The sequence below is a fragment of the Micromonospora sp. NPDC050795 genome, assembly GCF_044456785.1.
GTDB lineage: Bacteria > Actinomycetota > Actinomycetes > Mycobacteriales > Micromonosporaceae > Micromonospora.
The window spans coordinates 15,445-36,997 of the sequence record NZ_JBITGE010000021.1; the positions used below are offsets into that span (position 1 = coordinate 15,445).

The 21,553-nt window shown below is 71.5% G+C and carries 21 protein-coding genes; 14 read left to right on the forward strand and 7 right to left on the reverse strand.

Translation table 11 applies throughout. From position 1 onward, the window contains the following. The first annotated feature begins 29 nt into the window (after nucleotides 1–29). Nucleotides 30–653, forward strand: coding sequence for a phosphatase PAP2 family protein (locus ACIBEF_RS19360; protein WP_396794605.1), 624 nt, complete (start codon nucleotides 30–32; stop codon nucleotides 651–653). 46 nt (nucleotides 654–699) lie between these two features. Here ACIBEF_RS19360 and ACIBEF_RS19365 read toward each other — a convergent pair whose 3' ends face one another. From ACIBEF_RS19365 to ACIBEF_RS19375, 3 genes are read right to left on the reverse strand one after another with little or no spacing between them, the layout of a single operon-like run. Next, a complete protein-coding gene (locus ACIBEF_RS19365) occupies nucleotides 700–1,923 on the reverse strand; it encodes a hypothetical protein (RefSeq protein ID WP_396794606.1) in 1,224 nt (407 codons plus the stop codon). Between the two features lie 58 nt (nucleotides 1,924–1,981). Then, nucleotides 1,982–3,667, reverse strand: a complete 1,686-nt coding sequence (locus ACIBEF_RS19370; RefSeq protein ID WP_396794608.1) for a GTPase — start codon at nucleotides 3,665–3,667, stop codon at nucleotides 1,982–1,984. Beyond that, nucleotides 3,664–5,484, reverse strand: coding sequence for an ABC transporter (locus ACIBEF_RS19375; RefSeq protein WP_396794610.1), 1,821 nt, complete (start codon nucleotides 5,482–5,484; stop codon nucleotides 3,664–3,666). Before ACIBEF_RS19375 ends, ACIBEF_RS19370 begins: the two co-directional genes overlap by 4 nt. A gap of 220 nt (nucleotides 5,485–5,704) precedes the next feature. Here ACIBEF_RS19375 and dnaK point away from each other — a divergent pair, with 220 nt between their 5' ends. From dnaK to ACIBEF_RS19400, 5 genes are all read left to right on the forward strand, one after another. Next, entirely contained in the window at nucleotides 5,705–7,573 is a 1,869-nt protein-coding gene (gene dnaK, locus ACIBEF_RS19380; RefSeq protein WP_355004656.1) for a molecular chaperone DnaK, read from the forward strand. A gap of 48 nt (nucleotides 7,574–7,621) precedes the next feature. Next, nucleotides 7,622–8,377 (forward strand): nucleotide exchange factor GrpE, encoded by a 756-nt coding sequence (gene grpE, locus ACIBEF_RS19385; protein ID WP_396794612.1) that lies wholly within the window; start codon nucleotides 7,622–7,624, stop codon nucleotides 8,375–8,377. A gap of 85 nt (nucleotides 8,378–8,462) precedes the next feature. After that, nucleotides 8,463–9,647: a molecular chaperone DnaJ gene (gene dnaJ / locus ACIBEF_RS19390; protein ID WP_357208537.1), complete on the forward strand. Its 1,185-nt coding sequence runs from the start codon at nucleotides 8,463–8,465 to the stop codon at nucleotides 9,645–9,647. 30 nt (nucleotides 9,648–9,677) lie between these two features. After that, a complete protein-coding gene (locus tag ACIBEF_RS19395; protein WP_030332087.1) occupies nucleotides 9,678–10,118 on the forward strand; it encodes a heat shock protein transcriptional repressor HspR in 441 nt (146 codons plus the stop codon). Between the two features lie 136 nt (nucleotides 10,119–10,254). Beyond that, nucleotides 10,255–10,449 carry a hypothetical protein gene (locus tag ACIBEF_RS19400; protein ID WP_396794614.1) on the forward strand — a complete coding sequence of 65 codons (195 nt, stop codon included), beginning with the start codon at nucleotides 10,255–10,257 and terminating at the stop codon, nucleotides 10,447–10,449. 179 nt (nucleotides 10,450–10,628) lie between these two features. Here ACIBEF_RS19400 and ACIBEF_RS19405 read toward each other — a convergent pair whose 3' ends face one another. Beyond that, the gene (locus ACIBEF_RS19405; RefSeq protein ID WP_112677468.1) at nucleotides 10,629–11,060 is read right to left on the reverse strand and encodes a hypothetical protein; all 432 of its coding nucleotides are present in this window, start codon (nucleotides 11,058–11,060) and stop codon (nucleotides 10,629–10,631) included. A gap of 172 nt (nucleotides 11,061–11,232) precedes the next feature. On the opposite strand from ACIBEF_RS19405, the gene ACIBEF_RS19410 reads away from it, so the two are divergent. Beyond that, a complete protein-coding gene (locus ACIBEF_RS19410; protein WP_396794615.1) occupies nucleotides 11,233–11,685 on the forward strand; it encodes a GNAT family N-acetyltransferase in 453 nt (150 codons plus the stop codon). Here ACIBEF_RS19410 and ACIBEF_RS19415 read toward each other — a convergent pair. Then, nucleotides 11,674–12,888 carry a cation:proton antiporter gene (locus ACIBEF_RS19415; RefSeq protein WP_396794616.1) on the reverse strand — a complete coding sequence of 405 codons (1,215 nt, stop codon included), beginning with the start codon at nucleotides 12,886–12,888 and terminating at the stop codon, nucleotides 11,674–11,676. The genes ACIBEF_RS19410 and ACIBEF_RS19415 overlap by 12 nt on opposite strands. A 5-nt stretch (nucleotides 12,889–12,893) precedes the next feature. After that, nucleotides 12,894–13,394 (reverse strand): cation:proton antiporter regulatory subunit, encoded by a 501-nt coding sequence (locus tag ACIBEF_RS19420; protein WP_124815967.1) that lies wholly within the window; start codon nucleotides 13,392–13,394, stop codon nucleotides 12,894–12,896. Between the two features lie 249 nt (nucleotides 13,395–13,643). Between ACIBEF_RS19420 and ACIBEF_RS19425 the strand changes: the two genes are divergently transcribed. Further along, nucleotides 13,644–13,907 (forward strand): hypothetical protein, encoded by a 264-nt coding sequence (locus ACIBEF_RS19425; RefSeq protein ID WP_396794617.1) that lies wholly within the window; start codon nucleotides 13,644–13,646, stop codon nucleotides 13,905–13,907. 114 nt (nucleotides 13,908–14,021) lie between these two features. Here the strand turns inward: ACIBEF_RS19425 and ACIBEF_RS19430 are convergent, their stop codons facing one another. Next, nucleotides 14,022–15,158 (reverse strand): epoxide hydrolase family protein, encoded by a 1,137-nt coding sequence (locus ACIBEF_RS19430; protein WP_396794620.1) that lies wholly within the window; start codon nucleotides 15,156–15,158, stop codon nucleotides 14,022–14,024. A gap of 85 nt (nucleotides 15,159–15,243) precedes the next feature. Between ACIBEF_RS19430 and ACIBEF_RS19435 the strand changes: the two genes are divergently transcribed. The 6 genes from ACIBEF_RS19435 to ACIBEF_RS19460 all read left to right on the forward strand — a co-directional run bounded on the left by ACIBEF_RS19435 (nucleotide 15,244) and on the right by ACIBEF_RS19460 (nucleotide 21,500). Further along, the gene (locus ACIBEF_RS19435) at nucleotides 15,244–15,888 is read left to right on the forward strand and encodes a TetR/AcrR family transcriptional regulator (RefSeq protein WP_396794621.1); all 645 of its coding nucleotides are present in this window, start codon (nucleotides 15,244–15,246) and stop codon (nucleotides 15,886–15,888) included. Between the two features lie 85 nt (nucleotides 15,889–15,973). Beyond that, nucleotides 15,974–18,565 carry an ATP-dependent chaperone ClpB gene (gene clpB / locus ACIBEF_RS19440; protein WP_396794622.1) on the forward strand — a complete coding sequence of 864 codons (2,592 nt, stop codon included), beginning with the start codon at nucleotides 15,974–15,976 and terminating at the stop codon, nucleotides 18,563–18,565. Between the two features lie 100 nt (nucleotides 18,566–18,665). After that, nucleotides 18,666–19,046 carry a hypothetical protein gene (locus ACIBEF_RS19445; RefSeq protein WP_396794624.1) on the forward strand — a complete coding sequence of 127 codons (381 nt, stop codon included), beginning with the start codon at nucleotides 18,666–18,668 and terminating at the stop codon, nucleotides 19,044–19,046. A 69-nt stretch (nucleotides 19,047–19,115) separates the two neighbouring features. After that, nucleotides 19,116–19,970, forward strand: a complete 855-nt coding sequence (locus ACIBEF_RS19450; protein ID WP_396794625.1) for a hypothetical protein — start codon at nucleotides 19,116–19,118, stop codon at nucleotides 19,968–19,970. Nucleotides 19,971–20,052: 82 nt separating this feature from the next. After that, nucleotides 20,053–20,634, forward strand: coding sequence for a DUF4178 domain-containing protein (locus ACIBEF_RS19455; RefSeq protein ID WP_396794626.1), 582 nt, complete (start codon nucleotides 20,053–20,055; stop codon nucleotides 20,632–20,634). A gap of 101 nt (nucleotides 20,635–20,735) precedes the next feature. After that, nucleotides 20,736–21,500, forward strand: coding sequence for a hypothetical protein (locus tag ACIBEF_RS19460; RefSeq protein ID WP_396794628.1), 765 nt, complete (start codon nucleotides 20,736–20,738; stop codon nucleotides 21,498–21,500). Nucleotides 21,501–21,553: the final 53 nt, after the last annotated feature.

Below are 21,553 nucleotides of genomic sequence, written 5' to 3' on the forward strand. Positions count from 1 at the left end.
GGCGGTAGGCGCGTACCGGAGGAGGTGGCGTGGGCGGCGGTGCGGAACCCCGCCCGGTCGTCACCCGGCCCGGCCCGGGGCTGCGGATCGCCCGGCTGGTCACCGAGGTGACCGCCCCGGCGGTACTCGTGTCGCTGCTGATCATCACGGTGAGCTGGCGCAGCGCCAGCCGCCCCGGTCAGGGCCTCGTCTGGGGTCTGCTCGCCACTCTCTTCGTCACCGGCATTCCGTTCGCCTACATCGTCGGCGGGGTACGCCGGGGCCGGCTCACCGACCACCACGTCGGCCGCCGGGAGCAGCGCCGGGGGCCGCTGCTGGTCGGCCTCGGTTCGGTCGCGGCAGGGCTTGCCCTGCTCGCCGTGCTCGGCGCGCCCCGCCCGGTGCTGGCACTGGCGGTGTCCGGCCTCGTCGGCCTCGTCGTCGCCGTGTCGGTCAGCCACTGGTGGAAGATGTCGATCCACTCGGCGGTGGCCGCCGGCACACTGGTCATCCTGATGCTGACCTTCGGGACCCGACTGGTCGTCGCCGCACCGCTGCTGGCGGTGGTCGGCTGGTCCCGGGTACGGCTGAAAGACCACACGCTGGCACAGGTGCTGACCGGAGGTGCGCTCGGCGCCCTGATCGCCGCGGTGATCTTCGGTTCGCTGCGTTAGCCGGGCCGAGGGCGGGCGGCGCGCAGCCGCCCACCCTCGGACGCCGTCAGGCGCCGTCGTCGGCGAGGCGGTGGCGGTTCGCCTCGATCCACGCGTCCAGCGCGGCCGGGTCGTCCGGGTCCACCCCGTCGGCCATCAGCTGCGCCACCGCGGCGGTGGCCGCGCTGCGCCGCTCACCGGTCGAGTAGAGGCGGGCGAACTCCGGCACCATCTCCTCGATCGCCTCGTCGGTGCGCGTCGTCGCCGCCTCGGGCAGCCCGCGCTGGCGCGACGCGTACCGCGCCCAGGCCCGCAGCACCCGGGGGAGCATCGCCGCGTCGTCCATGTCCAGCACGGCCCGGCGGTGCACCCAGTCCAGCAGGAAGAGCCCGGACACCGCCGGACTCCAGCGCATCGGATCGGCGTCCGGGAAGCTCGCCGAGTGGTCCAGCAGCAGGCTCAGGCAGAAGTGCAGCGAGGCCAACTCCGGGCCGTCGACGGCGTCCAGCCCAAAGCGGGCGGCCTCCGGCGCGGCGAGGAACCGCCGGACCAGGTCGGTGCGCTCGGCCGCGGAGAGCGGCTCGACCTCCGCCGGACCGGTCGGGTCGGCCGCGGTGGGCAGCATCGCCAGCCGGGCCCCGACCAACGCCCGGTCGGTGGCGAGCGACCCCTCGCCGGGCAACTCGCCCAGGTCGTCGGTGACCGCCAGGTGGCGAGCCACCTCGCCCCGGAACTGGGCTGGATCTTCGGTACGGAACCAGGTCAGCTCGTCGTCGGCGCACATCTGCCGGACCTGGTCCAGGATCCGTTCGGCCGGCCCGCCGACGAAGATGTCCTTGGTGATCCCGATGTTGTGGTCCACCAGGGCCACCAGCGCGTGCTCCGAGCCGCCGGACTCGTCGTCGTAGGCGAAGCTCGCGAGGTAGGAGGTCTGGTCGCCGTACACGTCGCCGTACGCCCAGGTGCCGGTGAGGTGCACCCGGCCGAGCTGAGCCGTCCAGGTGGGCGCCTGGCTGCCCGGGCGCACCCGATCGGCACCCTCGGCGGTCGGAACGAGGGTGGCGAAGACCTGCCGGATGGTGGTCGCCGCCGCGACCCTGCGGCGGGCGGTGGCGGCGAGGAAACCGGTGACGAACTCCCGTACGGCGGCGTCGCGGTCGGTCTCCGCGATCGCGTAGACACTGCCCAGCAGGGCGCTGCCGAGCATCTCGGCGTCGAGGGCGGACTCCAGCTTGGTCACGTCGCGTGCGGCGTGCAGCACCGCGTCGTAGGGGGTCTGAGGCGTGGCCATGCTCCGACCCTACGCCGCCCGGGGCGTACGCAGAGCGGTAGCGAGCCGTGCGGGAGCGTCAGCGGCGTGCGGCGTCCCGCAGCGCGTCGCGTGCCTGGGCGTACGAGCCGAGCACGGTCCGTACCGGTGTCAGTACGTACTCGTCGCCCACCTGGGCGACCCGCGCCGTCAGCCGCTGGTCGGCGCGGGCCCGGGCGCGCCGGGCGGCCAGGCGCACCACCGGCCGGGTCAGTGCCGCCACCAGCAGCCCGGCCAGCAGGCCGCCGAGCAGCAGGACGGTCGGCAGTGGCACCTGGCCGACCATCGGGTTGTCCAGCGCGGGCAGGCCGAGCGCCCGCAGCGCGTAGCCGAGCACCAACCAGCCCAGCCCGACCACGGCGGCGAGCGTGACCAACCACTGCACACCGCCGACGAGACGCCACCACAGCGGGCGACGGTCGAGGCCGAGGTCGGTGCCGGCGATCGTGCGGTCCAGGGCGTCCGGCAGGTCGCCGAGGCGGGACCGGGCGGCGGAGGTCACCGCGCCGGGCCAGGCCGCGGGCAGGTCGGCGGCGGCCCGGTCGGCCACCGCGCGGATGGCGAGGCCGAGCGCCGAACGCTGGGCGGCCGTCGGGTCCGGTACCGAGGTGGCCGCCACCAGGCTCTCCGCCGGGTCGGCCTGGTCACCGGTCGGACCGGGCAGGTGCAGCCGACGCAGCGGGTCGGGCCGCAACCGCCGCCAGCCCCGGACCACGGGCCAGCCGGTGGCCGCGCCGGCCCGGTGCCGGTACGCCCGCTCCACGGCCTCGGTCACCGCCGGCACCCCGGCGGCCCCGGCCAGCGCCCGGTTCAGCCCGTTGACGGAGGTGTCGTCGGGCCCGCCCGCCGGCCGGGCCGAACCGACCAGCTCGTCCAGGCCGGCGACGACCGTGTCGACGTCGCCAGCGAGCCGCCGCAACGCGGCCTGCCGCTCGGCGACCGTGCGCTCCAGCGCGTTGCGCAGCCCGACCATTCCGGCCGGATCGATGGCGGTGGTGGCTAGCAGGGGCACCCCGGTCAGCCCGTCCGTGTCGAGCAGCCGACGCAGGTCGTCCAGGACCCGGGGCACCTCGGCCGGAGGCAGCCGGTCGGCCTGGTTGAGCACGACCAGGGTGACGTCGCGGTGCCGGTGGAACTCGCGCAGGTAGCTGTCGTGGATGACCCGGTCGGCGTACTTCTGCGGGTCGACCACCCAGACCACCTGGTCGACAAGGCCCAGGAGTCGGTCCACCTCGAGCCGGTGCGATCGCTGCACCGAGTCGAAGTCGGGCAGGTCGAGCAGGATCAGCCCGTGCAGGGCCGTCTCGTCGTCCGCGTCCAGGGCGCTCTCCCGGACGAAGCGGTGTCGGGGCAGTACGCCGATCCAGTCGAGCAGGTGGTTGGCGCCCTCCAGCGGCCCCCACACGCAGGCGTGGGTGACGCCGGTGGTCGGCCGGCGCACCCCGACCGGCGAGAGTTCCAGTTGGGCCAACGCGTTGAAGAGGCTGGACTTGCCGCTGCCCGTGGCACCGGCCAGGGCGACCACCGTGTGGTCCCGGGACAGCGCGAGCCGGGTGCCGGCCCGCTCGACAAGGGTGTGCGCGGGCACCAGGTCGGAGTCCGGCAGCAGACCGTCCACGGCGCCCAGGAACCGGCGTACCGCGTCCAGGCGGGCGATCAGCGCGTCGGCGTCGACCCGCTGGTCCCCGCGGAACACCTCGCGTACCCGGCCGGCGATGTTGCTCACCGGGAGCCCTCCTCGTCGGCGGCGGACAGGCCGCTGCGGTGCCGGGCCAGCTCGACCCGGCCGGCGGCCCGGCGCAGTCCGTCGCCGGCGTCCGCGGCGGGGCGGGCGTCGGCGGTGCGGCTCAGGAAACGGTCGGCCTCCGCGTCGAGCAGCGTCCGCACCCGGCCCAGCAGGTCGGTGCGGGCCTTCGCGGCGAGGGTACGCACCGCCTGGTCGCCGAAGATCGCCTGGAGGACGGCCTGCGCGGCGACGGTGGTGCCGGCACCGGTCGCCAGTTCCAGCCCGGTCGGGATGAACGCGGTGGAGGCGAAGACGGCGATCATCACGGCCAGCCCGGTGGCGTTCACCGCGTACGCGGCGGTGCGGGCCACGAACCGCTTGTCACCGCCCTCGACCCGGACCAGTTCCAGCACTCCGCGCTGCCAGTCCCGGACCATGCGCTCGGCGCGTTCGGGTAGGTCGTCGCTCGGGTGGGCGAGCGCCGGGTCGAGCAGCCCGGCGCCGGCCGGGTGTGCCTTCCACCCGGTGTACGCGGACTCGGCAGCCTCCGAGGCCACCCCGCGCAGCAGCGTCACCAATTGGGACTCGATGGCGTTGCGCAGCTCGGCGGCGGGCGCCGGCCGGCCGGTGACGGCGGCCACGACCCGGTCCCGGAGGCGGCCGATCCGTGCCTCCAACGTGCGGAACAGCTCGCCGGTGCCGACGAACTCCTGCCAGCGGGCGAGCACCTCACCCCGGAGCAGCCGGCCGTCCTGGAGCCCCTGCTCGACGGTGCGCTCGGCACCCCGGTACGCGGCCCGGACCCGTTCGTCCAGCCCGTCGGCGGCGGCGAGCTGCTCGTCGGCGGCGTCGGCCAGATCTTCCACGGCGGGGTGGAGTGCGGCCAGCGCCCCGTCGAGGGTCTGGCGGACCACCGCCGCCCGGGCGTCCGCGTCGGCGGCCAACCGGGCGAACCAGTCGGCAAGGGGGGCGGTGACTCCCTCGGGGAGCAGCCCCTGACCGTCGGTCCAGGTTTCGGGCAGCACGAACAGCGGCGCCCGGCCGAGGTCCTGCTCGGCGAGCATCTCGGTCAGGTGCGCGGCGATCTCTTCGGTGGCCTCGGCGGGCACCCGGTCCAGCACCATGGCGATCACGGCGCCGCGTGCCCGGGCGCTGCGCAGCAGCTCCCAGGGCACCGCGTCCGCGTACCGGGCGGCGGTGGTGACGAAGAGCCACAGGTCGGCGGCGGCCAGCAGTTGGGTGGCGAGCGCCCGGTTGGCGTCGACGACCGAGTCGATGTCGGGCGCGTCGAGGAAGGCCAGCCCGGCGGGCAGGGCCGGGGCGGTGACGAGGTGCAGGGCGCGCGGATCGTCGCTCGGCTCGGTGGTGCGGGTCAGACCGGGCAGGAGCTCTCCCTGCCGAAACCAGGCCGCGTCGGACGGGTTGCAGACCAGCACCGGGGAGCGGGTGGTCGGCCGGAGCACGCCGGCGGCGCTGACCCGGGCCTTGACCAGGCTGTTGACCAGGGTCGATTTACCCGCGCCGGTGGAGCCGCCGACCACCACGAGCAGTGGGGCGTCCAGCCGGGCGAGCCGGGGCAGCAGGTAGTCGTCGAGTTGGTCGGTGAGGGCGGTGGCGGTGTGCCGGGCGGGGCCGGCGGAGGGCAGCGCGAGGGGATAGCGGGTCGCGCCGATCGCCTCCCGGAGGCCCGACAGTGCGCCGGGGAGGCTGCCGTCCCCGGTGGTGGCGGGGGGCTCCTCCGCGGCGGCCGGCGGGTCGGTGCGGGCTGCGACGGCGGGCGCACCGGAATGGGTGGCGGGATCGCCGTGCGTCGTCACCGCTAAAGCGTGCCCGACCGATGCAAGGGAAGACAACCGGACGGTAATAACGGCTGGGTTGCGTCGGGTTGACTCAAGTCACCTTGACGATTGGCCAACGCGTGGCACTATTGAGTCAAGTTCACTCAACTTGTGGTGGGGCCCGCTGCGGGCGGTGCTCGCCAGCAGCCCACGGGCGATGCCCGTCACCTGCACAACCTTACGAAGCGAGGAAGCGAAGATGGCACGTGCGGTCGGTATCGACCTCGGCACGACGAACTCCTGCGTCAGCGTTCTCGAGGGCGGTGAGCCCACCGTCATCGCCAACGCCGAGGGTTCGCGGACGACTCCTTCGATCGTCGCGTTCGCCCGCAACGGCGAGGTGCTCGTCGGTGAGGTCGCCAAGCGCCAAGCGGTGACCAACCCGGACCGGACGATCCGGTCGGTCAAGCGCGAGGTCGGCACGAACTGGTCCGTCGACATCGACGGCAAGAAGTACACCCCGCAGGAGATCTCGGCCCGGACGCTGATGAAGCTCAAGCGGGACGCCGAGGCGTACCTGGGCGAGCAGATCACCGACGCGGTGATCACCGTTCCGGCCTACTTCAACGACAGCCAGCGCCAGGCGACGAAGGAGGCCGGTGAGATCGCCGGCTTCAACGTGCTGCGGATCGTCAACGAGCCGACGGCCGCCGCCCTGGCGTACGGGCTGGACAAGGGCTCCAAGGAGCAGACCGTCCTGGTCTTCGACCTCGGTGGCGGCACCTTCGACGTCTCGCTGCTGGAGCTGGCCGAGGGCGTCGTCGAGGTCAAGTCGACGAGCGGTGACAACCAGCTCGGTGGCGACGACTGGGACCAGCGGATCATCGACCACCTGGTCAAGACGTTCCGTGGTGAGCACGGCATCGACCTTTCGCAGGACAAGATGGCCCTCCAGCGGCTCCGCGAGGCAGCCGAGAAGGCCAAGATCGAGCTGTCCGCAGCCACCACCACCAACATCAACCTGCCGTACATCACCGCCGGCGCGGCCGGCCCGCTGCACCTCGACGTGACGCTGAGCCGTGCCGAGTTCCAGCGGATGACGCAGGACCTGCTGGACCGCTGCAAGGGCCCGTTCGAGCAGGCCGTGAAGGACGCCGGGATCAAGATCTCCGACGTCGAGCACGTCATCCTGGTCGGTGGTTCGACCCGGATGCCCGCCGTGACCGACCTGGTCAAGCAGCTCACCGGTCGTGACCCGAACAAGGGCGTCAACCCGGACGAGGTGGTCGCCGTCGGCGCCGCCCTCCAGGCCGGCGTGCTTAAGGGTGAGGTCAAGGACGTCCTGCTGCTCGACGTGACTCCGCTGAGCCTGGGCATCGAGACCAAGGGCGGCATCTTCACCAAGCTGATCGAGCGCAACACCACCATCCCGACCAAGCGTTCCGAGGTCTTCACCACGGCCGACGACAACCAGCCGTCGGTGCTGATCCAGGTGTTCCAGGGTGAGCGGGAGATCGCGGCGTACAACAAGAAGCTCGGCACCTTCGAGCTGACCGGCCTCCCGCCGGCGCCGCGCGGCGTGCCGCAGATCGAGGTCGCGTTCGACATCGACGCCAACGGCATCGTCAACGTGCACGCCAAGGACCTGGGCACCGGCAAGGAACAGAAGATGACGATCACCGGCGGCTCCTCGCTGCCGAAGGACGACATCGAGCGGATGCGCCGGGACGCCGAGGAGCACGCGGAGGAGGACAAGCGTCGCCGCGACGACGCCGAGACCCGCAACGTGGCCGAGGCGCTCCAGTGGCAGACCGAGAAGTTCCTCGCCGAGAGCGGCGACAAGCTGCCCGCTGAGAACCGCGAGCAGCTCAACGAGGCGCTCGGCGAGCTGCGTGGCGCCCTCGGCGGTCAGGACATCGAGAAGATCAAGTCGGCGCACGAGAAGCTGGCTCAGGTCTCCCAGCAGGCCGGTTCGCTGCTCTACTCGTCTCAGGCCGAGCAGGGTCAGCAGCCGGGTGGCGAGCCCGGCCCGGGTGCGACCGGCGCGACCGGTGCGACCGGCCCGCAGGCCGGCGGCGCCGACGACGTGGTCGACGCGGAAATCGTGGACGAGGACGGCAAGAAGTGACCGTCGGCCTCCGACACGTTTCCACCGCGAAGGGGATGAGGTAGCCGCATGACGCAGAAGCCACGAGCCGCCGACCCGGGCGACACCGGGTCGACGCCGGGTGGCTCCGCGACCACGGAGCCGACCGGCGACGGGGAGCGGGTCGTCATCCGCAACAACCGTAAGCTCGTCGACACCGCCGAGCCGGAGGGGACCGCCGCGGACGCGGAGGCCGGTGTGCCGGCCGAGGGTCTGGTCGAGGACGCCGAGGTCGTGGTCGACGAGATCGAGGTCGAGGTCAACTCCACCGACGGGCCGGAGCCGTCCGGCCCGGCGGTGGTGGACGCCCCGGCGCAGCCGGTGGACGGTAGCCGCGCGGGCACCTCGCTCGGCGCCGAGCTGGAGGCACTACGGGCCGAGCTGGACGAGCGGACCAGGGATCTCCAGCGGGTGTCGGCGGAGTACGCCAACTACCGCAAGCGGGTCGACCGGGACCGCAGCCTCGTGCAGGAGCAGGCGACCGGCTCGGTGCTGGCCGCGCTGCTGCCGATCCTCGACGACCTGGACCGGGCCCGGGAACACGGCGACCTGGTCGGGCCGTTCGGCACGGTGGCGGAACAGCTCACCACCGCGCTGGGCAAGTTCGGCCTGAACGCCTTCGGCGAGCAGGGCGACCCGTTCGATCCGACCCGGCACGAGGCGGTCGCGCACCAGACCTCGGCCGACGTCAGCGAGCCGACCTGCGTACAGGTCATGCGACGCGGCTACCAGCTCGGTGAGCGGCTGCTGCGCCCCGCGCTGGTCGCGGTCGCGGATCCGGAATAGTGCCAGGCAGTGAGCAGGCCGTCCCACCCACCGCCCAGCGGTGGGTGGGACGGCCGGGCCACCAGGGTCGGAAGGAGGTGGACCGGTGAGTTCGAAGGACTGGATCGAGAAGGACTTCTACGCCGTGCTCGGCGTGGACAAGGCCGCCTCCGCGGATGACATCAAGAAGGCGTACCGCAAGGTGGCCCGGGAATCGCACCCGGACCACAACCCGGGCGACCCGAAGGCCGAGGAGCGATTCAAGGCCGCGTCCGAGGCGTACAACGTGCTGTCGGACAGCGGCCGCCGTCGCGAGTACGACGAGATGCGTTCCCTCTTCGGCTCGGGCGCGTTCCGGCGCAACGCCAGGGGTGGCGGTCAGCCGGGCGGCATGCCGTTCGACGTCTCCGACATGTTCGGTGGCGGCGCAGGTGGCGGCGATCGTCGCTTCGGTGGTGCCGGCTTCCAGGATCTGTTCAGCTCGATCTTCAGCGGCGGTCAGGCCGGTGGGCAGGCCGCGCCACGCGGTCCGGCCCGTGGTCGAAACGTGGAGACCGAGGTGGCGCTGGACTTCGGCGACGCGGTGCGTGGGGTGACGCTGCCCCTGACTCTGCGCGCGCCGGGAGTCTGCGACACCTGCCACGGCAACGGGGCGAAGCCCGGCACCCAGCCGCGTACCTGCCCGGTCTGTCATGGTGCCGGCGTGACCACCCGCGACCAGGGGTCGTTCAGCTTCTCCGAGCCGTGCCGCAACTGCCAGGGCGTCGGCACTGTGGTCGAGGAGAAGTGCCCGGAGTGCCACGGCAGCGGCGGCGTCACAAAGACCCGCACCATGAACGTGCGCTTCCCCGCCGGTGTGGCCGACGGTCAACGCATCCGGCTGGCCGGGCGCGGTGAGCCGGGCGAACGCGGTGGCCCGGCGGGTGACCTTTTCGTACAGGTCAAGGTTCGGCCGGACGAGCTGTTCGGGCGTACCGGGGACGACCTGACGCTGACCGTGCCGGTGACCTTTGCGGAGGCCGTGCTCGGCACGGACCTGCGGGTGCCCACGCTCGACGGGGCGGTGACCCTGCGGGTGCCGCCGGGGACGCCGAGCGGTCGGGTGCTGCGGGCCCGGGGCAAGGGTGTGGTCCGCCGCGACGGGCAGGCCGGTGACCTGCTGGTCACGCTGGACGTGGTGGTGCCGGCCCGGTTGTCCGACGAGGCGCGCACGGCGCTGGAGTCGTTCGCCGAGCAGACCCCGCCGGCGGCCCGGGAACATCTCGACGCGCGGGTGCGTCGAGTCAGTTAGTCCGGTGGAACGGACGCGGAGGTGAGCGGGATGTCGGGCGAGTTCCTCGGTTCGGGCGACCCTGCCTACGAGGCCAAGGTGTTGATGATCTCGGTGGCGGCTCGGATGGCGGGGATGCATCCGCAGACCCTGCGCCAGTACGACCGCCTGGGGCTCGTGCAGCCCGGCCGAGCCGCTGGTGGCGGGCGTCGCTACAGCGTCCGCGACGTCGTGCTGTTGCGCGAGGTGCAGCGGCTCAGTCAGGACGACGGAATCAACCTGGCCGGCGTCAAGCGGATCATCGGGCTGGAGCGGCTGCTGGAGCAGGCGCAGCAGCGGGTGGCCCGGCTGGAGGCTGAGCTGGACGCCGCGTACCGCCGGGTGGCGGAGCTGGAGTCGCTGGCCCGCTTCCCGGGCCGGGATCTGGTGCCGACGAACCGCACGTCCACCGCCCTGGTGGTGTGGCGTCCCCGCCGTACGCCCGATCGCTGAGCTGCCGCTCACCCGGATCTGTCTTCTCGGCCCGGACCGCGCCGGATTCCCGGCGCGGTCCGGGCCGCTTCAGTTAGCCTGTCGATAAGGGTCCAATCGGCCTAATCTGGACCTACCGGCATGGCGAGGGGGAGCGATGGCGGAATCGGCGAAGAAGGTGGCCCAACAGACCGAGGACCGGCTGGAGAACCTGGCCGAGACCGTCCGCAAGAAGTTCGACAAGGTGACCGAGGGGACCTACCGGGACCGGATCATCGCGGGCCGGTTCGCCGAAAACGGGGACCACGCCGCCGAACGGGTCCAAGCCGAACCAGAACGCAAGCAGGACTGACCGGTAACCAACGTGCGGGCCGGGACCCACGGGGGGTCCCGGCCCGCCCCGCGTACCCCGCGCGCCCCGCGCGCAATTCCGCGATCTTGCAGTTTGGGATGACGGAATGTCTAGCTTCGCGCAATAGGTCGGAACAGAAAGTGCAAGATCGGCGAAAGAACCGCAGCGAATCCGGCAGTTCAGCCGAGGCGGCGGTTCTCGCGGACCAGGCCGCCCTCGCACCAGTCCCGATAGACGAAGAGGTCCGGTCGGGCCAACAGCACCCGGCCGTTGTGCGCCCAGACCTTCATCAGTTCGTCGCCGTCACGCTCGGCCTGTTCGACGAGCTTGCGGAAGCGGCGCTTGGGATGGGCGCGGAAGTTCGTCCGGATGCCGTCGGCCGCGTAGATGTAGAGGCAGTGCAGCGCGAACCGCCGGGCCGGGCAGGTTGGATCCATCGCTAACTCGAAGAGCGTCAACACCAGCCGGTCGCCGGAGACCAGCAGGTCCCAGTCCGGTGGCATCGACGCCAACGGCACTGAATCGGGCTTGTACGCCCAAGCTCGCAACTCCGCCGGAGTCGGATCGACGGGGTTGGCGAAGCCGTGGAACGTCGACTCCTGCACGCTCACCGGCTGACCTTCCGCTCTCGCCCGCGTTTGGCAACGCTGCCTGCGGACCCTGGCTGCTGGGGCGAAACGGTAACCCGCCGTCGGGTGCTGCGGTAGTACCCGCGAGGAGCAATTCCGCAACCGTTGGCATGGGCGGGTCGGTTGCATCGATGACACAGCCGATGATGTCCCCATGACCATCCACGTACGACAGTTACAGCGAGGAGCCGAGGCCGAGTTCGTCACGGGGCTGGAGTGGCTTTTCGCCCCTCCCGGCCGCCGTCCCGGGGATTGGGACCGCGATCGTGCCGTCGAGCGGACCGGGCTCGCCCACGACGACGTCGCACTCTTCGCGGCGCGATCGGGTGAAGGCCAGGTGGTCGGTGTGGCCAGCGTCTACGTGGACATCCTCTCGGTGCGCTTCGGCCGTCGGGCTTCGATCGAGGACCTCGCTGTGCACCCTGAGTGGCGCTCCCGGGGTGTCGGCTCCAGCCTCCTGACGACGGCCAGGGCATGGGCGCACGACCACGGTGCCGACTACGTCTTCCTGGAGTCCGGCCTCGCCCGGACCGAGGCGCACCGCTTCTACCTCCGCGAGGGTGCGACCCATGCGGCTGCGGCGTTCAGGTGGACCTCAGTGCAGTGAGTCGATGACCGGGGCCGGCCCCCGCCGCTGCGCCGCCGCTCGGTTGCGCAGCCACCGCTTGAACCACGGGAAGTCCGGCAGCCGGGCCAGGATCGGCCCGGTCACCACGGTGATCAGGACGTACGTCGCGGCCAGCGCTGCCAACCGCGGCTCGACGCTCCCGGCGGCCACCGCGAGACCGGCGATGACGATGGAGAACTCACCTCGGGGTACGAGTGCCAGGCCGGTCCGCCATCGACCGGGTTCGGCGATGCCGACCCGACGGGCGGCGAGGTAACCGGTGGCCGTCTTCGTCGCCATGGTGATCACGGCCAGCGCGAGCGCCGGCAGCAGCACCGGCGGGATGTCCTGCGGGTCCGTGGTCAGGCCGAAGAAGACGAAGAACACCGCGGCGAACAGGTCCCGCAGGGGCGAGAGCAACTCGGTGGCGTGGTGCGCCACCGGGCCGGAGAGCGCGATGCCGACGAGGAACGCGCCGACCGCCGCCGACACCTGGAGCGACGCGGCGATGCCCGCGATCAGCAACGTCAGACCGAGTACGCCGAGCAGCAGCGCCTCCGGGTCCTTCGCCGACAGGGCGGACGAGATCAGGTGGCCGTACCGGATGGCGACCACCAGCACGATCAGCACGGTGCCCACCGCGACGGTGAGCGCGATCCCGCCGCCGAGCAGGCCGGTGCCGGCCAGTACGGCGGTGACGAGTGGCAGGTAGAGCGCCATCGCCAGGTCCTCGATGACCAGCACCGAGAGGATCACCGGGGTTTCCCGGTTACCGAGCCGGCCCAGGTCGGCGAGGACCTTGGCGATCACCCCGGAGGAGGAGACCCAGGTGATGCCGCCGAGCACCAGGGCGGCGACCCAGTCCCAGCCGAGCAGCAGGGCGAAGGCCGCGCCGGGCAGCGCGTTGAACACGCCGTCGATCAGCCCGGCCGGGGCTGCCGAGCGGAGGTTGCCGACCAGTTCGTTGGCCGAGTACTCCAGGCCGAGCATCACCAGCAGCAGGATGACGCCGATCTCGGCGCCGACCGCGAAGAACTCCTCGCTGGCGGCGAGCGGGAGCAGCCCGCCGTGCCCGAACGCGAGCCCGGCGAGCAGGTAGAGGGGAATGGGCGAGAGGCCGAAGCGCCGGCTCAGCCGGCCGAGGAGGCCAAGCAGCAACAGCAGCGCACCGACTTCGATGAGCAGCGTGGTGAAATCGTGCATCCGCCTCAGCCGTCCGGGTCACTGTCGGCGAGGATGGCGGACACACCGTCGAGACCTCTGCGGGTCCCGACGACGACCACCACGTCGCCGGCTGCGAAGCGGAAGGAGGGGAGTGGCGAGACGATCACTTCGCCTTCGCGCAGCACCGCCACGATGGAGGCGCTGGTGCGGGTACGCGCCTTGGTGTCGCCGAGCTTCCGGTTGACGTACGGGGAGCCGGCCGTGATGGCGATCTGCTCGGTGAGCAGACCGGCGGCCTGCTCCCGGAGCCCGGAGAGTTGACCGAGCATCAGCGACGCACCGAGGATGTCGGCCAGGGCCTCGGCCTCGTCGTCGGTCAGCGGGATGTCCGCCTGGCAGGCATCGGGGTCGTCGGGATCGTAGAGAACGAGATCACGGCGGCCATTGCGATGGGAGACGACGCCCAGGCGGCGTCCGGACTCCGTTACCAGATCGTGACGTACCCCGATCCCGGGTAGGGCGGTCTGCTCGACACGTACTCGCACCAGCCAAGGCTACCGCTTGATGAACAATCCGCAGATCTTGGACGGCCGCCGGTCGTCAGACCAGGCCCTGCGCAGCTCATCGGCCGTGATCGACTCGACTTTCATGATGTCGCGGTGTCCTGGTGGTCCGGACACCCCGACTTCAAGGAACCCGAGTCGATCTTTACGACTACTCCGCTACGAACACCCGTTCTTCCCGCACCTGCCGAGGAGAGGAAGATCGCTGATGGTTGACCGAGGGTGGCGGCGATGACCGGGCGGTACGTCATCCATCTGCCGATATCCGCGCCCGACCTGGCGCGCGCCAAGATGTTGGGGCGCACCGCCGGCCGGTCGCTGGCCTTTCTCGCCCGGATTGACCTTGGCGGGATAACCGTCTCGACCGAGGATGCCCAAGGGGTGCGGCACTGGGTCTTCTGTGACCGGCGGATGGACGGTGGCCATCGCTGTGTGCTCCGCGCCGACCATGAGACCCCCTGCACCGCCCGGTTGCCCCGGCGAATCGGCCCGTGATGGCCGTCCGGGTGCGCTCCTTGAGGTGATCGACTCGGCTTCCCGGAAGTCGGGGTGTCCGGACCACCAGGACACCGCGACTTCAAGGAAGCCGAGTCGATCAAGCGCTGGCGGTCAGCGGAGGCTGGCGAAGAACTCGCGGATGTCGGCGACCAGGACACCGGTGGCCTGGTGGGCCGCGTAGTGGCCGCCGACGTCGCCCCGGCCGTCGACGTCGGTCTCGTGCGCCGTCCACCGGACGATGTTCGCGTGGTCCCGCTCGGCGAAGCGGCGGATGGACTGGAAGTCGCCGGGGAACATGGCCAGCGCGGTCGGAGCGGTGGTCGGCTCGGTCGGCGGCTCGCCGGCGTGTGCGTCCTCCCAGTAGAGCCGGATCGCCGAGGCGGCAGTGCCGGTGAACCAGTAGAGCGCCACGTTGGCCAGGACGAAGTCGGCGTCCAGGCTCTCGTCGAAGAGCTGGGCGTTCCAGGCGAGCAGCCCCACCGGCGAGTCGGTCAGCGCGAACGCCAGGGTCTGCGGCTGCTGACTGTGCACCTGGTTGAAGGAGAACTTGTTCTCGTAGAACCACTGGAGGTGCCCGAGCGCGGCCTGGTCCGTCTCGGAGAGCCCGGCGAACTCGGCCGGGTCGCCGGAGGGGAACGAGAAGAGTTGGGTGACGTGTACGCCGAGCACGTGCTCCGGATCGACCCGGCCCAGCTCCGGCGCGACCATCGAGCCGGCGTCGTTGCCGACAGCGCCGTAGCTGTCGTACCCCAGGCGGTTCATCAGCTCGGCCCAGGCGCGGGCGATGCGGAACCGGTTCCAGCCGGCGCTGCGGGTCGGGCCGGAGAAGCCGAAGCCGGGCAGCGACGGGACGACCACGTGGAAGGCCGGCGCGTCCGGGTCGGTCGGCTCGGTGAGCGGGGCGATCACGTCGAGGTATTCCAGCACCGAGCCGGGCCAGCCGTGGGTGAGCACCAGCGCCGTGGCGTCCGGCCGGGACGACCGGACGTGCAGGAAGTGGATCGGCTCGCCGTCGATCTCGGTGACGAACTGCGGGTGGGCGTTCAGGCGGACCTCGACGGCACGCCAGTCGAACCCGCCTCGCCACCTGTCGACGAGGTCGCGCACCCGGTCGTTGCTCATCCCGTACGAGTCGCCCGCGTCGGGCAGTTCGACGGGCCAGAGGGTGCGGTCCAGCCGGGCGGCCAGGTCGTCGAGGGCGGTCTGCGGGATCTCGACGCGGAACGGGCGGATCGCGGTGTCACTCATGCCGGAACTCCTTCGGAACGGAATGTTTCGTTCTGCGACTACCATAGCAGAGCGGAACGATCCGTTCCACTGCTAGTCTGGACGCATGTCAACGACGTCCGGCAAGACCCTCGGCGGTCGCCGCGCCCAGGCCGCCCGCAACGACGAGGTCATCCTCGAAGCCGCCCGCGCGGTCTTCCTCGACGACCCGAAGGCCCCGATCGCCGCCGTCGCCGAGCGCGCCGGCGTTGGCATCAGCGCCCTCTACCGGCGGTACGCGGGCAAGGAGGACCTGCTGCGCCAGCTCTGCCACGACGGGCTGCGCCGGTACGTCACGGAGGCGGAGACCGCCCTCGCCGAGGCGGACGACTGGGCCGCGTTCACCGGTTTCCTGGCCCGGGTGGTCGACGCCGACGTGCACTCGCTCACCGTCCACCTGGCCGGCACCTTCACCCCGACTGAGGAGATGGGTCGGGACGCGGTGCGCGCCGGTGAGTTGGCCTCCGCCCTGGTCGACCGGGCCCACGCGAGCGGGCGGCTGCGCCCCGACGCGGTCGTCCACGATCTGGGGTTGTTGTTGGAGGCGTGCGCCGCGGTCCGCGTACCGGATCCGGAGCGAACCCGCGAGCTGCGCCGTCGCCAGCTCGCGGTCCTGGTGGCGGGCCTGTCGTCGGTGCCGGACGAGGGCCCGCTGCCGGGCCCGGCCCCGGCGGCCGGGGAGTTCGACTGGCGGTGGCGACGCCGGGAGTGATGGGCGTCACGCGCTAAGGTTGAGCGGAATACGCTCAACTCTGGTTGTGTCCAACCCAGTGGACAACGCCGATCCGGGGGAGCCCATGAACACCGAAAGACTCACCACCAAGAGCCGCGAAACCATCACGGGCGCTGTCGCGCTGGCCAACCAGCGTGGCCACGCGACAGTCGAGCCCTGGCACCTGCTGCTGTCACTCCTGGACACCGACGGCTCGACCGCCACCGGTCTGCTGCGCGCCGTCGGGGCCGACCCGACCGAGCTGCGCCAGGCCGCCCAGCGCGCGGTCGACAACCTGCCGGCCGCCCGCGGCTCCAGCATCGCCGAGCCGACGTTGGCTCGGGAGTTCGTCAACGCCATCGGTGCCGCCGAGCAGATCGCCCGGCCGCTGGGCGACGAGTACACGTCCACCGAGCACCTGCTCGCCGGCCTGGCCCGGGTGGGCGGGGCGGTGTCCGGCGCGCTGAAGACCGCCGGTGCCACCGAGGATGCCCTGGTCGCCGCCTTCCCGACCGTGCGCGGTGGGGACCGTCGGGTCACCACCGCCGACCCGGAGCAGACCTACCAGGCCCTGACCAAGTACGGCGTCGACCTCACCGCCAGCGCCCGCGACGGCAAGATCGACCCGGTCATCGGCCGGGACTCCGAGATCCGTCGGGTCATCCAGGTGCTCTCCCGGCGTACCAAGAACAACCCGGTGCTGATCGGCGAGCCCGGCGTCGGCAAGACCGCGATCGTCGAGGGCCTGGCCCAGCGGATCGTCACCGGCGACGTGCCCGAATCACTCCGCGACAAGAAGCTGATCTCGCTGGACCTCGGCGCGATGGTCGCCGGCGCGCAGTACCGCGGCCAGTTCGAGGAGCGACTGAAGTCCGTCCTGGAAGAGATCAAGAACTCCAACGGGCAGGTCATCACGTTCCTCGACGAACTGCACACCGTCGTCGGCGCCGGCAAGGGCGAGGGCTCGATGGACGCCGGCAACATGCTCAAGCCGATGCTGGCCCGCGGCGAGCTGCGGATGGTGGGTGCCACCACGCTCGACGAGTACCGCGAGCACATCGAGAAGGACCCGGCGCTGGAGCGCCGTTTCCAGCCGGTGCTGGTCGGTGAGCCGACCATCGAGGACACCATCGGCATCCTGCGTGGGCTCAAGGAGCGCTACGAGGTGCACCACGGCGTACGGATCACCGACGCCGCGCTGGTGGCCGCCGCGACGCTGTCCGACCGCTACATCACCGACCGGTTCCTGCCGGACAAGGCGATCGACCTGGTCGACGAGTCCGCCTCCCGGCTCCGGATGGAGATCGACTCACGTCCGGTCGAGGTGGACGAGATCGAGCGGGCCGTCCGCCGGTTGGAGATCGAGGAGATGGCCCTGGCCAAGGAGCCGGACGCCGCCTCGGCCGAGCGGTTGGAGCGGCTCCGCAAGGAGTTGGCCGACAAGCGCGAGCAGCTCACGGTGCTCTCCGAGCGCTGGCAGACGGAGAAGAGCCACATCACCAAGCTCTCCACGGCGAAGGAGGAGTTGGAACGCCTCGGCGGAGAGGCCGAGCGGGCCGAGCGGGACGGCGAGCTGGAACGCGCCGCCGAACTGCGCTACGGCCGGATCCCCGCCCTGAAGGTCGAGCTGAAGCAGGCCGAGGAGGAGCTGGCGCAACTCCAGGCCGACGGCGCGATGCTGAAGGAGGAGGTCGGCGCGGACGACATCGCCGCCGTGGTCGCCTCCTGGACCGGCATCCCCGCCGGACGCCTGCTGGAGGGTGAGACGGCCAAGCTGCTGCGGATGGAGGAGTCGCTGGGCGGCCGGGTGGTCGGCCAGACCGAGGCGGTCGGCGCCGTTTCCGACGCGGTACGCCGTGCCCGGGCCGGTATCGCCGACCCGGACCGCCCGACCGGCAGCTTCCTCTTCCTCGGCCCCACCGGCGTCGGCAAGACCGAGCTGGCCAAGGCCCTCGCCGAGTTCCTCTTCGACGACGAGCGGGCCATGGTCCGCATCGACATGAGCGAGTACGGCGAGAAGCACTCGGTAGCTCGCCTGGTCGGTGCCCCACCCGGCTACGTCGGTTACAACGAGGGCGGTCAGCTCACCGAGGCGGTGCGCCGACGCCCGTACTCGGTGGTGCTGCTGGACGAGGTGGAGAAGGCTCACCCGGACGTCTTCGACGTGCTGCTCCAGGTGCTCGACGACGGTCGGCTCACCGACGGCCAGGGCCGCACCGTGGACTTCCGTAACGCGATCCTGATCCTCACCTCCAACCTCGGGTCGTCGGTGATCAGCGACCTGACGCTCGCCGATGAGCAGCGCCGCGAGGGCGTGCTGGCCGTGGTCCGGTCGCACTTCAAGCCGGAGTTCCTCAACCGGCTGGACGACATGGTGGTCTTCGCCTCGCTGCGAGGGGACGACCTGCGCTCCATCGTCGACATCCAGTTGGACCGGATGCGGCGGCGGTTGGCCGATCGCCGGCTGGGTCTGGAGATCACCGATGCCGCCCGGGACTGGCTGGCCGAGCACGGCTACGACCCGATCTACGGTGCGCGACCCCTCCGTCGTCTGGTCCAGACCGCGATCGGAGACCAACTGGCGAAGGCCCTGCTCTCCGGATCAATCCGAGACGGAGAAACGGTGAAGGTGGACCGCTCCACCGAAACCAACACCCTCTCCGTATCCCCCGCCTAACCACCCTTCAACGCGGTGATCAAGAGGTTCGCGTCTTCCCATGACGCAAACCTCTTGATCAACAGGGTGGAGCGGGGGCAGGCGGGGAAAGGGTGGAGGCATGTTTGGAATGCGGAAGGCTTGGGAGCGCGAATTGGGCGCCGCCGTCGACGAGTTGGTGGCCGCTGACACGCTCGCCTTTGGTGGGGTGGGGATCGCGGGCACCCTGTTGCCGGTGACCGAGGCGTACCAACGGGTCGAGGCCGCCGTCGGCGACCACCCCGATGAGGTACGCCGCCAGCTCGACCGGGTGCTGGCCGACGGCACACCCGCCGGCCGGGCGTACGCGGCCACGCTGCTGGAGCGGGTCGACCCGGAGACGGCCCGAGCGACGTGGACGTCGCTGCGGGATGATCCGAGCGAGTTGACCACCTTCGTCGGCTGTGTGATGGACCGGGAAACCCTCGGCACCTACGCCAGTCGGCGGCTCGCCGCAGCATGATCCATTCGCCGGTCGGCGCTGCCCGATCGGTTCTGCCGGTTGCTGACGACGCACCGTACGTTGCGAGCCATGAGCCCGCCCGCCACCGCGCCGCGTCCGCCTCGCCCGGCCACCGTGACCATCGCCTTCTGGCTGCAACTGGCCGTGGTGCTGGTGCTGCTCGGCCTGGCCGCGCTGACGGTGGTCGAGGCGGTGCGCTTCGATGGCCAGATCGACCGCGCGGTACGACTGGTGCCGGACGCCGACCCGGACGAGGTGGCTGGCGAGCGGCAGGGCAACGTCGTGATGACGCTGATCCTCGGCGTGCCGGCCGTGTTGCTCGCGGTCTGGTTTGCGGCCACCGCCGTCCCGGTCCGGCAGGGCGCCAACGTCGCGCGGATCCTGGTCTTCGTGGCCAGTGGAGCGCAGTTGCTGGTCTGCTTCGGGCAGTGCTGTTCCGGAGGCTTTCTCGTGCCGCTGCTGACCATGCCGGAGATCGGCGACGAGCCGCCACCGGACTGGGACGAGGAGTGGGAGACCTCGACGTTCTACGACACGCTCTACGCCGGCACCGATCCCTGGGAGGACCTGCTCTTCCCGGCGGCAGGGCTGGGTGTGCTCACCGTTCTGGTCCTCTCCGCAGCCGTGACCCTGCTGCTGGCGCTGCCGCCGGCGAACCGCTGGTTCGTGCCGCGTACCGCGAACGAGGCGCTGCCCGGGCCGGCCTGGGTGACACCCTTCCCGACCTACGCGCCGACCGGTTACGGATACCCGACAGCTCCGCTCGTGCCGGGCTTCCTGCCGCCGAACCAGCCGCTCCCACCCGGCTACCTGATCTGCCCCGACCCGGCCGCGCACCTGACGCCGGGAGCCCCGGGCGCCTCACCAGGGCCGACGGGACCGCCGGTGCCGCCCCCGGAGGACGCACCCGATCACATCCGCTAGCTGAGCTGTCGGCCACAGCGCGGGCCTTCCAGGTGCCGACGGTTGTTACCGTCTGCGCCGACGTACCTGGGGAGGTGGTCGCGTGGACGCGCTGGTGACGTGCCTGGTGGCGGCTGTTGCCGTACTCGCGGTGGTCGTGGTCGTCGTGCGGGCCCGCCGACGGCCGACGGGCCGGCCCCCCGGCCAGCCGGCGGAGCCGCCGGGCGGTGGCCCGCTCCGCCGGCTGGCTCCGGGTGACAGCGTGCGGATCCGCGAGCGGGAGTACGCGGTGAGTGCCACGATCCGCCTGGTCGAGGGCGACTGGAGTTGGGTGCAGCACCTCCTCGACGACGACTCCGGCACCCGGCACCGGCTCTCCGTGGAGGACGGCCCCGAACTCGAGCTGGTCTTCTGGACCCCGGAGCCGGGCGCCACCGTCACCCCGGGCGCCCCGACCATCGAACTCGGCAGGCGGCGCTACACCTGGGCCGAGACCGGGCAGGCGCGTTACACCGCGACCGGAGAGACCGAGTTGCCGTCGACCGGGACGATGCGCTACCACGACTACCAGTCCGGTGGCACCGCGCGGCTGTCCTTCGAGGCGTACGGCGAAGAGGGTTGGCGGGTCGCCCGCGGTGACCTGCTCGACCCCGCCGACCTGACGATCCGCCCGCCCCGGGCCTGAGGCCCGCCGAGCCGGCCCGGGCGGACGCGCCGGGCTCGTCACGGCATGCCGAACTGGCCGGTTGTCGATACGGTGTGGGCGCGATCTAGGGAAGGAGAATCGTGGTCGATTCCCAGAGCACGCCGGCCCGTCAGCGGCCATCCATTGTGTCGATTTCCAGTTACCTGCTCTTCCTGTTCCTGGCGCTCCAGGTAATCAGTCTGATCATCACGCTCAGCACCTTCAGCAAGACTCGGGACGCGCTCCGCGAGGCGTACGCGGGCAGCGCCACCGACGGTGACCAGGTGGCCGACGTCTTCGCCGTCATCGGCATCGGCGGGAGCATCGTCCTGCTGCTGCTCGCGGTCGTGCTGGGTGTGCTGGCCCTGTTCAACAACCAGGGCCGCAACGGCGCCCGGATCACCACCTGGATCGTCGGCGGCATCATGGTCTGCTGCGTGGGCGGTGGTCTGCTCAGCAACGCGGCCGGCGGTTTCAACACCGGTGGCGGGACCACCGGCGACGCGCCGAGCCCGGAGGAGATCCAGCGCCGCCTGGAGGAGGCTCTGCCCTCCTGGGTGACCCCGGTCAGCCTCCTGCTGGGTGTGCTCAGCCTGATCGCGCTGATCACGGCGCTGGTCCTGCTGGCGCTGCCGAAGGCCAACCCGTTCTTCCGCAAGCCCACCGCGGGCTGGGAGCCGCCCACCCCGGGCGCCAGCTACCCGGGCCACCCGCAGGCGCCGGGCCAGCCCGGTTACCCGCAGGCATCCGGTGAGCCGGGTTATCCGTCGAGTGGGGAGCCGAGCTACCCGCCACCGGCCGCGGACCGCCCGGACGACACGCCGCCCACGGATCGGCCCGGGTCAACTCCGCCGCCGAGCAACTGACGGCTCGATAAGCACGACGCCGACGATCCCTCCGAGTAGGTTGCAACCCGATG